Here is a 13,397-nt window from a genome sequence, read left to right as displayed (position 1 = left end):
CCGATGGACAATTTTGGGGAACTCCTTCACGGCTTCAGCATCGCGATCACAGTGCCGCATCTGGTGCTGATGGTGGTCGGGGTGCTGCTCGGCATTCTCGTCGGCGTGCTGCCAGGGCTTGGTGCGCCGAATGGGGTGTCGCTGCTGCTGCCGCTGACCTTCGGCATGCAGCCGGTATCGGCGATCATCCTGCTCTCCAGCATGTACTGGGGCGCGCTGTTCGGCGGCTCGGTCACCTCGATCCTGTTCAACATTCCGGGCGAGCCGTCGTCGGTCGCGACCACCTTCGACGGCTATCCGATGGCCCGCGACGGCCGGCCGACCACGGCGCTCGCGACCGCCTTCGGCTCGGCGGCGTTCGGTGCGCTGGTCGGCGTCATCCTGATCACCTTCCTCGCATCATGGGTGGCGCAGGTCGCGCTTGCCTTCGGGCCGGCGGAATATTTTGCGGTCTATTTCCTCGCCTTCGCGAGCTTCGTCGGCATGGGCGGCGCGGCGCCGAGCAAGACCCTCGTGGCGCTCGCGATCGGTTTTGCCATTGCCGCGATCGGCATCGACACCGTCTCCGGCAGCGTGCGCCTCACCATGGGCGTCGACGAGTTGGTCAAGGGCGTGAACTTCGTCGTCGCCGTGATGGGCCTGTTCGGCATCGGCGAGCTGCTGGTCGCGGTCGAGGAAGAATTTCATGCCCGCGCGGTCTCCACGAAGATCGAGTGGCGCGAGGTGTTTCGCGCGATCGGCCGCCTGCCACGGCATAGTGTTGCATTGCTGCGCAGCGCGGCGATCGGGTGCTGGATGGGGATCACGCCGGGCGGCCCGACCGCGGCATCCTTTATGAGCTACGGCATCGCCCGCCGCTTCTCGCGCCGTGGTAAATACTTCGGCGCCGGAGAGGTCGAAGGTATCATCTCGCCGGAGACGGCAGATCACGCCGCCGGCACCAGCGCGCTGCTGCCGATGCTTTCGCTCGGCATTCCCGGCTCGGCGACCGCGGCAGTCATGATGGGCGGGCTGATGATCTGGGGTCTCAATCCCGGGCCGATGCTGTTTGTCGACCAGAAGGACTTTGTCTGGGGCCTGATCGCCTCGATGTATGTCGGCAACATCGTCGCCGTCGCGCTGGTGCTGCTGACCGTCCCGGTCTTCGCCGCCCTGATGCGGATTCCCTTCGTGATCATCGCGCCGCTGATCGTGATCATCTGCGTCGTCGGCGCCTATTCGGTGTCGAACTCCTATCTCGACGTCGTCATGATGCTCGGCTTTGGCATCGTCGGTTATCTCTTCAAGAAGCTGTTCTATCCGCTGGCGCCACTCGTGCTCGCGATCGTCATCGGCGACAAGGCCGAGGACGCGTTTCGGCAGTCGATGCTGATGTCCAAGGGATCGCTCGGAATCTTCTTTGCCAACAAGCTGGTGACGTGCCTGATCGTGGCCGGCATCACGCTGTTGCTGCTTCCGCTCGTGCTGCAGCTCCCGCGCCTCTGGCGCAAACCCGCATCTGCCGCGACCGGGACAACGGCCCAAGAGAAAGCTCAAGAGACAGCTCAAGAGACAGCTCGAGAGAAGGTGATCATATGACCGCAAAGCCGCTCATTGCACTGGCAATGGGAGATCCCGCCGGCATCAGCCCGGAGCTGACTGCAAGGCTCGTGGTGCAGGACGATATCCGCGCCTGCAGCCGGATCGTCGTGGTCGGTGACCGCCGCATCTTCGACCAGGGCGCGCGCATTGCCGGCGTCAAGCCCGAGCTGAAGACAATGGAGCAGGGAGCCGACTTCCGCGCAGCGAAGGGCGAGACGCTGTTCGTCGATCTCGGCCACCTCGATCCCAACGACGTCCAGCGGGGAGTTGCCAGCCTTGCCGGCGGCAGGTTCGCGCTTGCCAACTACAAGCACGCGCTCGAACTCGGCCGCGACAACCGCGTCGATGCCGTTTGCTTCACCCCGTTCAACAAGCAGGCGATGCGGCTCGCCCGCGCCGAGTATGACGACGAGATCGCGTTCTCCGCGGAAGTGGTCGGACTCAAAACCCCTGCAAGCGAATTCAATGTGCTGGACCGGATCTGGAACGCACGCGTGACGTCCCACATCCCCCTCAAGGATGTCGCCGCGCGACTGTCCAGCGAACGCATCCATCGCGCGCTCAAGCTGACCGATTCCTGCATGCGCAATGCGGGCTTCGCGCGGCCGCGCATCGCGGTCGCCGGGCTCAATCCGCATGCCGGCGACGGAGGCAATTTCGGCCGTGAGGAGATCGATGTTATTGCGCCGGTCGTCGCAGCCGGGCAGCGGGATGGCATCGCCGTGGAGGGACCGTTTCCCGCCGACACCGTATTCCTGCGCGCCAAGGGCGGCGCCTTCGATGCGGTGCTGACGATGTATCACGACCAGGGCCAGATCGCGATGAAGCTGATGGGTTTCGATCGCGGCGTGACGTTGCTCGGCGGCTTTCCGTTCCCGATCTGCACACCGGCGCATGGCACTGCCTACGACATCGCAGGCCAGGGCACCGCGTCGATCGGCGCCAGTCGCGCCGCGGTGCTGCTCGCGGCGGAGATGGCCGCGCCGCGTGCTGCCTGATTGCACGCGCTGACCTGGCGTTACTTCGCGACAGGCGTCACGAGCTCCTTGTCCGCTGTATCCACCACAAAGACCGCCAGCAGCTTCGCAGGCTCGGTGTCGCTGGCGTTGGCGCTGACGGCATGGCGGTCGCCGGGCCTTTCGGAAAAGTTCTCTCCCTTGTGATAAACCTTGGCAGGCTCGTCATTGACCTGACTGCGGATCGCTCCTTCCAGGATGGTGGCATAGATGAATGCGGAGCGCGGGTGCATGTGGGCCGGCGAGGAGCCTCCAGGGCCGTATTCGACCAGCACGCCCTTCATGCTCTTGCCGGGGACATTCGGCAGCGCCTGATCGAACACGACCGTCACTTTGGCCGATGGCGTAGCGGTCTCGGCGGCGTGTGCCGTCAGGAGAGATGCGGTATAAATCGCGGTTGCGATCAGCAATCTGCGCATGGGATTCCCTTTATTGCCGTTTCTGTCGTGATCTGTGGGACTTGCGAGTCTTCAGAGCGTCTCGAGCCATTTCGCGAGCGGCATTTTTCCGAGCCGCGCCTCGCCGAGCGGGTTCAGCGATTTGTCGTCGATGGGAGCGCCGTAATAGGTTGCTTTTGGATCTCCCACCACAGGTCGGGCGTCGCCAGACGCCTTCAGGCGCCGTGCGATAAATTCATTGAAAGGAGCCTTCTCGGGCCCTGCGATATCGATCGTGCCGTTGAGCGGCTCGCCCATCGCGACCTCCACGAGGCGATCGGCGACGTCCTCGGCCGCGATCGGCTGAAACAACGCCGATGGAACGACAATCCGGTCCTCGGTCGCACCCATATCGCCGATGGCGCCGAGGAATTCGAAGAACTGGGTGGCGCGGACGATCGAGTAGGGCACCGGAGATGCCTTGACGATGGTCTCCTGCGCGAGTTTTGCACGAAAATAGGCGATGTCGGGCGATCGATCGGTTCCCACGATCGAGAGCGCCACGTGATGCTTCACGGCGGCGGCCGCCTCGGTCGCGGCGAGGTTCTTGCTCGAACGCTCGAAGAATTCCAGCACGGCGGCAGGCTCCCACGACGGCGCGTTAGCGACGTCAACGACGACATCCGCGCCCGCCAGCACTGCTGCGAGGCCTTCCCCGGTCACGGCGTTCACGCCTGATTTCGGCGAAGCTGCCACGGCCTCGTGGCCCTGCTGCTTGAGCTTCGCTACGAGCTTGGATCCGATCAATCCGGTCCCGCCGATCACGACGATCTTCATGGCATGTCTCCTCGGTATTTTGCGAGTGTGGGATGGTCAAAGCCAACGGGTACTCACGCTCTCACGTCGATGAACGCAATGCGAAGCGACTCTTACCCGAGCAATGGGGCAAGCTCTTGCCTGTAACGGGCCTGCCTTGCCGGAAAATGCTCCAGAGATTTCGTCGCGATACGACAATTGGTAAGGGATTGTTCCCCTTTTGGCGACGTCAGCCCACCTCGCGGAGAAGCGCACATAAGCGTCGCATCGTCGGGGTGTCCACGCAGGCGCCTGACTTTAGACGAGGTGAACGGCCGCGTTTGCGGACTGCACGACAATCTCAGGTTGCCGCTGTTTTGCCCCACGTGTCAGACGGACCATGCGCGCTCCCGTCAATCCGGCGCCAACCGGGAACCGCCGATACGGTGATACTCGGCAAGAAACTGGTCATTCGGCAAATGGCCGTCGCCATCGCGCGAATACTCCGTCTTCAAGCCATTGAGGAAGAACATCTGATGGGCGCGTTCGTGCTTGGCTTCGACAGCGCCGCGTGACTCCAGCGCGAACAGCCCGTGGACATGTCCGGCCACGGTTTCCGACACGTTGATCCGTCCTGCGACTCCAGACGCTTCCATGAACCATGCGGTGTTGACCGCATCGCCCCAGATGTCGAAGGTCATCCTGCGCAGGCCGACGACGCCAGAAATGACGGGCCCGGTATGGATACCAATGCGCAGTTGCGGGCCATGTTCGCCAACTGCTTCGTATTGCGCCTTCAGGCGATCAAGCCGGGCGCGCATCTGCAGCGCCGCCAGGCAAACATCAATCGAGTGCCGCCGGCCGGGCGATAGCACGCCGGCCACCGCCATGTAGGCGTCGCCTATGGTCTTGACCTTCTCCAGACCATATCGGGCGCCGATTTCGTCCAGGGTCGAGAAATACTCATCGAGGAGATTGATGAGCCGGGCCGGCTCGGTCCGTTCGGCCAGCAGCGTAAAGCCCTGAATATCTGCGAACAGGATGGTCGCCGATCGCGTGTATCTGGGCTGGACCCTGCCGCTGCGCTTGAGTTCGTCGGCGATCGGCGTCGGCAGGACATTGCGCAGCAGGGCTTCAGCACGCGCGCGCTCAGCAGCGGCCTCCAGTCGTGCCTGCTCGAGCTCCCTGATGGTCTGGCCGTACTCGAGCAGCTTGCGGCGGAGCTCCAGTTGCGCCAGCACCTGATGCGAAAGCATTCGCAGCGCTTCCGTCTGCTCGAAGGACAGCTGCCGCGGCTCGAAGTCCATCACACAGAGCGTTCCGAGCGCATAGCCTTCATCGGTAATCAGCGGCATGCCGCAATAGAACCGGCAGGATGGCCTTAGCGCGACCATCGGACTGTTCTGAAATCGCGGATCCTGTTTCAAGTCGGGAATGACGAGCAGTTCGGCGCCGCAAATTGTCGTTGCGCAGATGGCGCTCTCGCGTGGTGCGTCGGTGACTTCGGCCGGCAGGCCATATCTCGCCTTGAGCCACCGCCGGTCGTCATCGATGAAGCTGATATAGGAGATCGGGCAGCCGCAGAGTTGCGCCGCAAGCTCGGTAATTTCGTCGTAAGCGGCCTCCGGCGCACTGTCGATGATGTCGAGTGCGCGCAGGGCGGCGAGCCGTTCTGTTTCGTTTGTGGGCGCCGGTGACGGCATGTTGGTCTCCTCGGAGGAGATCCTGAGACGGGCCTCCCGCTTTTTCGGAATTCAAGCGGTGCGACCACCCGTTCATTTGGGAAGCGCTGGAGTTGCGGCAAGTGTCGTTCCAGCAGGGGATACGCCGGTTCCGCCGCTGCGCGATATCGGTGGGCGAAGCCCATCTTCGGGTGCGGAACGTTATGGCGTCGGGCGGGTTCGTTTTCGCTGGAAGACAGCGCATCGCAACCCGATCCTTGGAGGGAACTGCCATGAGCAGCGATGCAACTCGCAATTATCCGTCATTGAGCGCGTTGTTCCGGGCGCCGGGGAGCGGACCCACGCTCGACGTGCTCGGTGTGACGCATAGCTACAAGGCGATGGCGAGCGATACCGGCCAACAATTCTCCGTGTGGGAATCGATCGTGCCGCCGGGTCGCGGGGCGCCAGCGCATACGCACAGCCGCGAGGACGAGGCATTCTATGTGCTGAGCGGCGAGGTGGTTATGGACATCGAAGGTGCGACCGGTCCGTTGCGTCTTGGCACCGGTGCATTTCTTTTCGCTCCGCGCCATCGGCGTCACGGCTATCGCAATGTCGGCACGGATACGGCGCGCCTGCTGGTGTTCGCGATGCCGGGCGCCGGTCTCGATCGCATGTTTGCCGCCTTCGACGAGCTTGGACGACGCAGCGGAGGCATGCCGCCTGTCCAGGCCGTCGCGACGATCGCCGAGCAGCATGGTGTCGTGATCCATGCATCGGTCACTTCAACTGATGAAGGCATATGATCGCCGCACCTCGCGGGCGATGCGCAGCTGCCATCGTTCTGCCTGACGTGTCAAACGCTTATGCAGCGTGAGCATGCATCATGCCTGCACCCTGCGCTACTTTGCATGGGGTTGTTTTCCGGTTTTTTGTCTGGCAGGCGAGCCGGACCGTCGTCGGCTTGACCGATCGGCACTACGCCCCGCAGACGATCACGCCGTACCAGCCGAGCCCCCGATACGTCTCGTAGCCGGGCGTCGCGTGGAAGGCGACCAGCGCGCCGGAGCGATCCTGGTAGAAGCCTGACCGCTGTCCGTTGAGCGAGAGCGAGATACGTTCGCTCAAAATGCCCTGGCCGTCCGAGGCGGCGATAATGCGAAGATTGGAATCGACCAGCAGCACGCGCGCCTTGTCGCTGTCGCCGACGCGCACGCCTTGCACGATGGAGCGGGCCTGTGCCTCCCAGTCGAAATGTATGGCGAGCACGCCGATCGGCGCGCCGTTGGCCTGACCGCCGGCGCGGACGCTGGCGCAATAGGTCGCGACCTGCGCATTGCCGAGCAGCGGCTGGTTCTCGACGTCGCCGGCGACATAGTCGTCGCCGGAGCGCAAGGTCTTCGCTTCGCGAAACCATTTGGTGTGGGCGACGTTCTGGCCGACGGCGCGAAAGCGGTCGGCGCGGCCATTGGCGATGACATCGCCGTCGAGGTCGCAGAGCCAGAGGTCGAGATAGACGGTGTAGGCACCGAGGATCACGCCGAGGCGCTGCGAGGCATGGGACACGGCAGCGGCGCCGGGCGAGGCCGCGCAATCGACCAAGGCGGAATCGGTCGCCCACCAGCGCACGTCGCAGGTCCTTTCATAGAGGTTGCGGTCGATCAGCTCGATGGCGTTGAGCGACAGATCGACCATGCGCTCGCCACGCGAGCGCTGGCTCATCCGGTCGATCGAGGCGACGAGATCGCCGGTGCGTTTCGTCAGTTGACTTTCGAGCTCGCGGGCGATGGTCTCGACCTGCTGGCCGACGCCGCGTACCTCCTGCGCCACCACTGCGAAGCCCGCACCCTGCGCACCCGCGCGCGAGCTCTCGATCAGCGCGTTCAGCGCCAGCATCTTCATCTGGTTGGTGATCTGCTGGATCGCCTTGGTTTTGTCGACCGCGATCTGGTTGACCTCCGCCGTGAGGCGGTTGATCAGCGCGGAGATGTCGGAATCATCGTCGGCGGGTTCGGTCGCGATCGGCTTGGCTTTGAGACCCAGCGCAGCAGACATCGGGGGACTTCCCTTGGCAATGAGGTCTGATCTGCAACGAACCCGGAACAATCACTGACAGATCGAATACGAGTCTTTTTCGAAGATTCCGCCTAACGCCTGCTTAATTTGCTGTTTTGCGGAATGCTCAAATGATAGTCAGTCCGCGTAGCAAAGCAGCAATCCACCGCTTTGTGCGGCGCAGACATTGCCAAGCCCGGGCGATTCCGGGTCAATCGTCCCGCTGGCCGGGCGATGCGATGGCTCCGGCTCCCAGGTTCCTCAAACCGACAGCTATTCATGACGCCGCCCGCCACCGCCTTGCCTGTCGAAGCACCCCAGGCGTTCCTGGGAGTGGCACGCTCGCTCACCGACAAGCTCTGGCGCGACCGGCTGGACGCGCGCGGGGCGGCCAAGGCGCTCGCCATCGTGCAGCAGCACCAATTGCCCGAGCTGCTGGCGCGGGTGCTGGCGGGCCGCGGCGTCGACACCGATGCGGTCGCCGATTTCCTCGATCCGACCATCCGCAAGCTCATGCCGGATCCGTTCACGGTGACCGAGATGGAAGCCGCCGCGAAGCGGATCGCGGATGCCGCCGCGAATGGCGAGAAGATTGCGATCTTCGGCGACTATGACGTCGACGGTGCGACCTCGGCGGCGCTGCTGAGCTGGCATCTGCGCCATTGCGGTCTCGATCCGCTGATCCACATTCCCGACCGCATCTTTGAAGGTTACGGCCCCAACGTCGAAGCGGTTCGCGGGCTGGCCGCGAAGGGCGCCACGCTGCTCGTCACCGTCGATTGCGGCACCACCAGCATCGAGCCGCTCGCCGAGGCAAAACGTCTCGGCATGTCCGTTGTCGTGATCGACCACCACCAGGCCGGCAACGTGCTTCCGGAGGTCGATGCGCTGGTCAATCCGAACCGGCTCGACGATCTCTCCGGCCTCGGTCATCTCGCCGCCGTTGGCCTCGTGCTGGTGACGCTGGTCGCGGTCAATCGCGAGCTGCGCCGGCGCGGCTTCTGGAGTGCGGGGCTGCCTGAGCCTGATCTGCTCGGCATGCTGCATCACGTCGCGCTCGGCACGGTTGCCGACGTCGCGCCGCTGATCGGTCTCAACCGCGCTTTCGTCGCCAAGGGCCTGATCGCGATGCGGCGGCGCGACCATGTCGGCCACACCGCGCTGATGGACGTGTCGCGGCTCAACGGCCCACCGGAGGCTTGGCATCTCGGATTCATGCTGGGGCCGCGCATCAATGCTGGCGGTCGCATCGGCCGCGCCGACCTCGGCGTGCGGCTCTTGCTCGAAGGTGACAGCGTCGAGGCCGCGCGGATCGCCACCGAGCTTGACCGCCTCAACAGCGAGCGCCGCGTCATCGAGCAGGGCGCCGAAGCGCAGGCCGAAGCCGAGGCACTCGCCTCGATCGGCTTCGAGGACAAACTCGGCGTCATCGTCACGGCCTCCGAAGGCTGGCATCCCGGCGTGGTCGGTCTTGTCGCGTCCCGGTTGAAGGAGAAGTTCTCGCGACCCGCCTTCGCGATCGCGCTGGAGCCCGGCGGCATCGGTACCGGCTCGGGTCGCTCGATCGCCGGCGTCGACATCGGCAAGGCGGTTCGGCAGGCAGTGACCGATGGTATTCTGCTCAAGGGCGGCGGCCACGCGATGGCTGCGGGCGTGACGCTGCGGAAGGAGAAGCTCGCCGAATTCCGTGCCTACCTCGAGAATGCGTTGGCACGCGATGTTGCCGAGGCCCGCCACGTCAACGAGCTCTACATCGACGGCGCGGTTTCCGCGCGCGCGGTGACGACGGAGCTTGCCGCCACGCTCAACCGTGCAGGTCCCTTCGGCAGCGGCAATCCGGAAGCCGTGCTGGCGCTGCCGGCGCATCAGCTCGTCTATGCCGACGAGGTCGGACAGGCGCATTTGAGGCTGCGCTTCAAGTCGGGCGACGGTGCTATCGTCAACGGCATCGCGTTCCGTTCGATCGGACAGAAGCTCGGCAACGCGCTTGTTGCCAATCGCGGCCAGCAATTGCATGTCGCGGGATCATTGTCGGTCGATCGCTACCAGGGCGCGGAGCGCGTGCAATTCCGCGTCATCGACGTCGCGCTACCCGACCAAGGGCCATCCATGATTAGATAGGTCCGGCAAACAACCAAAAAGCAAACAACGAAAAAGGGAGTGAACATGGCAGGGCAGGTTGAGGGCAAGGTCGCGCTGGTGACCGGCGGCGCATCCGGAATTGGCGAAGCGATCGTCGAGCTGTTCGCGCGCGAGGGCGCCACCGTCATTGCCACCGACATCGACGAGTTGCGCGGCCCCGAACTCGCCAGTCGCATCACCAAGGCCGGCGGCAAGGGGATTTTCCTGGAGCAGGACGTCACCAGCGAAGAGCGTTGGATCGAGATCGTCGCCGAGATCGCAAAGCGCTATGGCCGGCTCGACATCATGGTCTCCAATGCCGGCATCGGCATTGCCGTGCCCTCGATCGTCGACATGACACTCGGTGACTGGCGCAAGCAGAACGCCATTAATCTCGACGGCGTGTTTCTCTCCGTCAAACATTGCCTGCCCTTGATGCGCAAAACCGGCGGCGGCTCGATCGTCATGATGTCCTCGCTCGCAGGCTTGCGCGGCTCGCCCGGGCTGTCGGCCTATTCGGCGACCAAGGGTGGCGTGCGGCTGTTCGCAAAATCGATCGCGATGGAGTGTGCGGCCGCCGGTGACGGCATCCGCGTCAACTCCGTCCATCCCGGCATCATCGACACGCCGATCTGGGGCAAGATCCCGACCGGCGCGACCGGTAACCAGGGCAACGCGCCGATCGATCCGGACGAGCGTGCGCGCGTCGTCACGCCGCTCGGCCGCGCCGGCCAGGCCGCCGAGATTGCCTCTGGCGTGCTGTATCTGGCCTCCGATGCCTCGCGCTACGTCACCGGCAGCGAGCTCGTCATCGACGGCGGCATGAACGCCGGCGGCGTGCCGCGGCGGCAATAAGCCGCCGCGCGGGCTGCGAAGGGCAGGGTGGCGCCCGCAGGGGCTGACGCGCAGGCGCAGCCGCTGTACAACGCGGGCAGCTCTCCCGACCGACAGAGGTGTCCTCCCGCCATGGCGCACAGCCTTCACTCTTCGTCATCCACGCCGGCGCCATTCCGCTCGAACCGGCCGGATCTCGTCAGCGACGCGATCCGCAGCGCGCGCGAGGACCTCGCTGCCTGCTTCCGCATGGCGGCGCGCAACGGCTTCGAGGAGGGCATCTGCAACCACTTCTCGGCCGTGGTGCCGGGCCATGACGATCTGTTTCTCGTCAACCCTTACGGCTACGCCTTCCGCGAGCTGACCGCGTCAAAACTGCTGATCTGCGACTTCCACGGCAACGTGCTCGACGGCGAGGGCGTGCCCGAGGCGACCGCGTTCTACATCCATGCCGAGATGCACAAGCGCCTGCCGCGCGCCAAGGTCGCCTTCCACACCCACATGCCCTACGCCACGGCGCTGTCGATGACCGAGGGCGACCCCCTGATCTGGGCCGGCCAGACCGCGCTGAAATTCTACGGTCGCACGGCGGTGGACCGCGACTACAACGGCCTCGCGCTCGACAACAGCGAAGGCGCGCGCATAGCGTCAGCCGTCGGGGATGCCGACATCGTCTTCATGAAGAATCACGGTGTGATGGTGCTGGCGCCGACTATCGCGGAAGCCTGGGACGATCTCTACTACCTCGAACGCGCCGCCGAGGTACAGGTGCTGGCGATGTCGACGGGAAGGAAAGTGCTGCCGGTCGATGCCGCGATTGCGGCCGAAACCTACAGGCAGATGCGCGAAGGCGATTCCGAATCCGCGCGGTTGCATCTTGCCGCGATCCGCCGCCAGCTCGATGCCGAGGAGCCGCAGTACCGGCACTGAGCCGGCTACGACCCCTGGCGCAGCTTCGCCAGCACCTTCAGCCCGCCATAGCCGTCCGCAGGCGCGATCCCCGCGCGCTGCTGGAAATCCTTGATCGCCTTCATGGTGTCGTTGCCGACCCGACCGTCGGTGCCGCCGGTGTCGAAACCGGCCTTGGTCAGGCGCGTCTGCATCTCCTGCACTTCTGCGAGTGTCAGCGCGCGCTCGGAGCCGGGGAAGGGCTGGATGAAGGGCGGCCCGCCGAGGCAGCGGTCGCCGAGATGGCAGATCGCCAGCGCATAGTTCATCGAGGGATTGTAGCTTTTCACCGCGCTGAAATTCGGTCCCAGCAGGAACGTCGGTCCGCCCGCAACCGGCGTCCACATCCGCGCGGACGCGGAGGGTTGCGGAAACGGCTGGCCGTCGGCGCGGGTGACGCCGGCCGCCTGCCAGGCCGCATAGGTCCGGGTGCCGCTCGCCTCGCCGGATGCGCGCACCTCGTAGCCCCAATGCTCGCCGCGGTGCCACTTGCCGCGGTTGACCAGATATTTTGCAGTCGAGCCCAGCGCGTCGTCGGGTTTGCCGAACGGTGACACCTTGCCGTCACCGTCATAGTCGATGCCGACATTGAGCCAGACCTCCGGCATCCATTGCGAATGCCCCATCGCGCCGGCCCAGGATCCCTGCATCTGCTCGGGCGTGCTCCAGCCCTTGTCGATGATGCGCAGCGCGTTGATCAGCTCGGTCTCCCAATAAGCCTTGCGCCGCGGCTCATTCCAGGCGAGCGCGGCGAGCGAGGGAAATACCGGCGTCATGTGGTTCTGCTGCACCAGCGGATCGCCATACGCTGACTCGACGCCCCAGAGCGCCAGCAGCGTGCCGCGCTCGACGCCGAAATCGCGCTCGATGCGCGCGAGCAGCGCCTCGTTGTTTTTCAGCGCGATCTTGCCGTTGATGATGCGCCAGTCGGAGACGCGGCGGTTGATGTATTGCCAGACCTGCTCATGGAATTCGGGCTGGTTGCGCATCTGCTTGAACACGCTCATGTCGGGCTCGACCCGCGCCATCGCGCGCTGCCAGGTCGCGGCCGAAATTCCCTTCGCCATGGCACGAGCGCGAAAACCCTCCCGCCATTCCTCGAAGCCCGAAGGCGCGGCGAGGATGCGCGTTGGAATGGCGATGAGTGCGGCTGCGCCGAGCGTGGATCGAAGCAGAGCGCGGCGGCTGCGATGGGCCGAGGAATCAGCTTGTTTCATGAACGTAGTCTAGCGGGAAACATGGCGCTTTGTGACCCGGTTCCTGGAACTGGAGGAACAAGCCGCCTTCCATGCGTTCGCCGGAACAAACTGTCGCACTCCCGCATTTTCCCCGCACCAAATTGAGGAGGAGAAGATGAGGAAATATCTGTTTGCCGCCGCCATGGTCACCGCCATCGCCGCGCCTGCATTTGCCGACGAAGTCGGCGTTCACGTCGGTCCGGTCGGTGCCGGCGTGACGGTCGGACAATCTCACGAATATCGGGAGCGGGACCGCGACCGCGACCGCACCACGGTCGTCAAGGAGCGCGAGCCTGCCGACCGCACCACGGTGATCAAGAAGGAAGATGAACTCGGCAACCGCAGCAAGACCGTGATTCATCACGACAATGACTGACGGAGCGGGGCCCCGGCCGATCGCCGGGGCCCGCCGCCGCACGCAGTCCGTTCATCGAGAATTTGGGGTGGAATGAAGATAAACGCGCATACGGAAAGCCATGTGGTCGAGCTGGATGACGGATCACAATGGCAGATCTTTCCCGGCGATCTCGCGACCACGCTGAGCTGGAAGCCTGAGACCGATCTGCATCTGGAGCCAAGCGGCCACCGGGTGAGTTCGCATGAGTTGGTGAACGCGGCGGACCAAAGCCGCGTGCGGGTGATTGCAGCGGGCGAAACCTGGTCTGATGGCGAGGTTAAGAAAGTGTTGAAGGGCAGGTAGAGCGTTCCTGCAACGGGTCGGATATACCCAGTTTTGAGCCTGTCACTTTACGGTCGGTTCGTTTCCAT

The 13,397-nt window shown here is 64.4% G+C and carries 13 protein-coding genes; 8 read left to right on the top strand and 5 right to left on the bottom strand.

Annotation, left to right across the window (positions count from 1 at the left end; all coding sequences use genetic code 11):
- Positions 1–3 precede the first annotated feature (3 nt).
- The gene (locus IVA74_RS18865; RefSeq protein ID WP_247347078.1) at positions 4–1,578 is read left to right on the top strand and encodes a tripartite tricarboxylate transporter permease; all 1,575 of its coding nucleotides are present in this window, start codon (positions 4–6) and stop codon (positions 1,576–1,578) included.
- Positions 1,575–2,579 carry a 4-hydroxythreonine-4-phosphate dehydrogenase PdxA gene (locus tag IVA74_RS18860; protein ID WP_247347076.1) on the top strand — a complete coding sequence of 335 codons (1,005 nt, stop codon included), beginning with the start codon at positions 1,575–1,577 and terminating at the stop codon, positions 2,577–2,579. Before IVA74_RS18865 ends, IVA74_RS18860 begins: the two co-directional genes overlap by 4 nt.
- Before the next feature lie 20 nt (positions 2,580–2,599).
- Here the strand turns inward: IVA74_RS18860 and IVA74_RS18855 are convergent, their stop codons facing one another.
- The 3 genes from IVA74_RS18855 to IVA74_RS18845 form a co-directional block, all read right to left on the bottom strand.
- Positions 2,600–3,016, bottom strand: coding sequence for a cupin domain-containing protein (locus tag IVA74_RS18855; protein ID WP_247347075.1), 417 nt, complete (start codon positions 3,014–3,016; stop codon positions 2,600–2,602).
- 51 nt (positions 3,017–3,067) lie between these two features.
- Positions 3,068–3,811, bottom strand: coding sequence for an SDR family oxidoreductase (locus tag IVA74_RS18850; protein WP_247347074.1), 744 nt, complete (start codon positions 3,809–3,811; stop codon positions 3,068–3,070).
- A gap of 371 nt (positions 3,812–4,182) precedes the next feature.
- Complete coding sequence (locus IVA74_RS18845) at positions 4,183–5,472, bottom strand: adenylate/guanylate cyclase domain-containing protein (RefSeq protein WP_247347073.1); 1,290 nt, start codon at positions 5,470–5,472, stop codon at positions 4,183–4,185.
- Between the two features lie 101 nt (positions 5,473–5,573).
- On the opposite strand from IVA74_RS18845, the gene IVA74_RS41180 reads away from it, so the two are divergent.
- On the top strand, positions 5,574–6,239 hold the full coding sequence (locus IVA74_RS41180; protein ID WP_247347072.1) for a cupin domain-containing protein: 666 nt from the start codon (positions 5,574–5,576) through the stop codon (positions 6,237–6,239).
- A 172-nt stretch (positions 6,240–6,411) separates the two neighbouring features.
- Here IVA74_RS41180 and IVA74_RS18835 read toward each other — a convergent pair whose 3' ends face one another.
- Positions 6,412–7,488: a methyl-accepting chemotaxis protein gene (locus tag IVA74_RS18835; protein ID WP_247347071.1), complete on the bottom strand. Its 1,077-nt coding sequence runs from the start codon at positions 7,486–7,488 to the stop codon at positions 6,412–6,414.
- A gap of 279 nt (positions 7,489–7,767) precedes the next feature.
- Between IVA74_RS18835 and recJ the strand changes: the two genes are divergently transcribed.
- The 3 genes from recJ to IVA74_RS18820 all read left to right on the top strand — a co-directional run bounded on the left by recJ (position 7,768) and on the right by IVA74_RS18820 (position 11,373).
- A complete protein-coding gene (recJ, locus tag IVA74_RS18830; protein WP_247347070.1) occupies positions 7,768–9,609 on the top strand; it encodes a single-stranded-DNA-specific exonuclease RecJ in 1,842 nt (613 codons plus the stop codon).
- A gap of 45 nt (positions 9,610–9,654) precedes the next feature.
- Positions 9,655–10,464: a glucose 1-dehydrogenase gene (locus tag IVA74_RS18825; protein ID WP_247347069.1), complete on the top strand. Its 810-nt coding sequence runs from the start codon at positions 9,655–9,657 to the stop codon at positions 10,462–10,464.
- A 111-nt stretch (positions 10,465–10,575) separates the two neighbouring features.
- Complete coding sequence (locus IVA74_RS18820) at positions 10,576–11,373, top strand: aldolase (RefSeq protein WP_247347068.1); 798 nt, start codon at positions 10,576–10,578, stop codon at positions 11,371–11,373.
- Positions 11,374–11,378: 5 nt separating this feature from the next.
- Here the strand turns inward: IVA74_RS18820 and IVA74_RS18815 are convergent, their stop codons facing one another.
- Positions 11,379–12,608 (bottom strand): lytic murein transglycosylase, encoded by a 1,230-nt coding sequence (locus IVA74_RS18815; RefSeq protein WP_247347067.1) that lies wholly within the window; start codon positions 12,606–12,608, stop codon positions 11,379–11,381.
- A gap of 136 nt (positions 12,609–12,744) precedes the next feature.
- Between IVA74_RS18815 and IVA74_RS18810 the strand changes: the two genes are divergently transcribed.
- Both IVA74_RS18810 and IVA74_RS18805 read left to right on the top strand, forming a co-directional pair.
- Positions 12,745–13,005 carry a hypothetical protein gene (locus IVA74_RS18810; RefSeq protein WP_345946913.1) on the top strand — a complete coding sequence of 87 codons (261 nt, stop codon included), beginning with the start codon at positions 12,745–12,747 and terminating at the stop codon, positions 13,003–13,005.
- A 72-nt stretch (positions 13,006–13,077) separates the two neighbouring features.
- Positions 13,078–13,329, top strand: coding sequence for a hypothetical protein (locus IVA74_RS18805; RefSeq protein WP_247347063.1), 252 nt, complete (start codon positions 13,078–13,080; stop codon positions 13,327–13,329).
- The last annotated feature ends 68 nt before the right edge of the window (positions 13,330–13,397 follow it).

It is taken from the genome of Bradyrhizobium sp. 132 (assembly GCF_023074185.1).
Classification (GTDB): Bacteria; Pseudomonadota; Alphaproteobacteria; order Rhizobiales; family Xanthobacteraceae; genus Bradyrhizobium.
This window is presented reverse-complemented; position numbering and strand designations above follow the sequence as displayed.

Excerpts from the sequence above, each read along its gene's own strand:
- IVA74_RS18860 (WP_247347076.1), top strand. The coding sequence starts at position 1,575 with ATGACCGCAAAGCCGCTCATTGCACTGGCAATGGGAGATCCCGCCGGC.
- IVA74_RS18805 (WP_247347063.1), top strand. The coding sequence starts at position 13,078 with ATGAAGATAAACGCGCATACGGAAAGCCATGTGGTCGAGCTGGATGAC.
- IVA74_RS18825 (WP_247347069.1), top strand. The coding sequence starts at position 9,655 with ATGGCAGGGCAGGTTGAGGGCAAGGTCGCGCTGGTGACCGGCGGCGCA.
- IVA74_RS18865 (WP_247347078.1), top strand. The coding sequence starts at position 4 with ATGGACAATTTTGGGGAACTCCTTCACGGCTTCAGCATCGCGATCACA.
- IVA74_RS18810 (WP_345946913.1), top strand. The coding sequence starts at position 12,745 with ATGAGGAAATATCTGTTTGCCGCCGCCATGGTCACCGCCATCGCCGCG.
- IVA74_RS18845 (WP_247347073.1), bottom strand. The coding sequence starts at position 5,472 with ATGCCGTCACCGGCGCCCACAAACGAAACAGAACGGCTCGCCGCCCTG.
- IVA74_RS18835 (WP_247347071.1), bottom strand. The coding sequence starts at position 7,488 with ATGTCTGCTGCGCTGGGTCTCAAAGCCAAGCCGATCGCGACCGAACCC.
- IVA74_RS18820 (WP_247347068.1), top strand. The coding sequence starts at position 10,576 with ATGGCGCACAGCCTTCACTCTTCGTCATCCACGCCGGCGCCATTCCGC.
- IVA74_RS18850 (WP_247347074.1), bottom strand. The coding sequence starts at position 3,811 with ATGAAGATCGTCGTGATCGGCGGGACCGGATTGATCGGATCCAAGCTC.
- IVA74_RS18855 (WP_247347075.1), bottom strand. The coding sequence starts at position 3,016 with ATGCGCAGATTGCTGATCGCAACCGCGATTTATACCGCATCTCTCCTG.
- IVA74_RS18815 (WP_247347067.1), bottom strand. The coding sequence starts at position 12,608 with ATGAAACAAGCTGATTCCTCGGCCCATCGCAGCCGCCGCGCTCTGCTT.
- recJ (WP_247347070.1), top strand. The coding sequence starts at position 7,768 with ATGACGCCGCCCGCCACCGCCTTGCCTGTCGAAGCACCCCAGGCGTTC.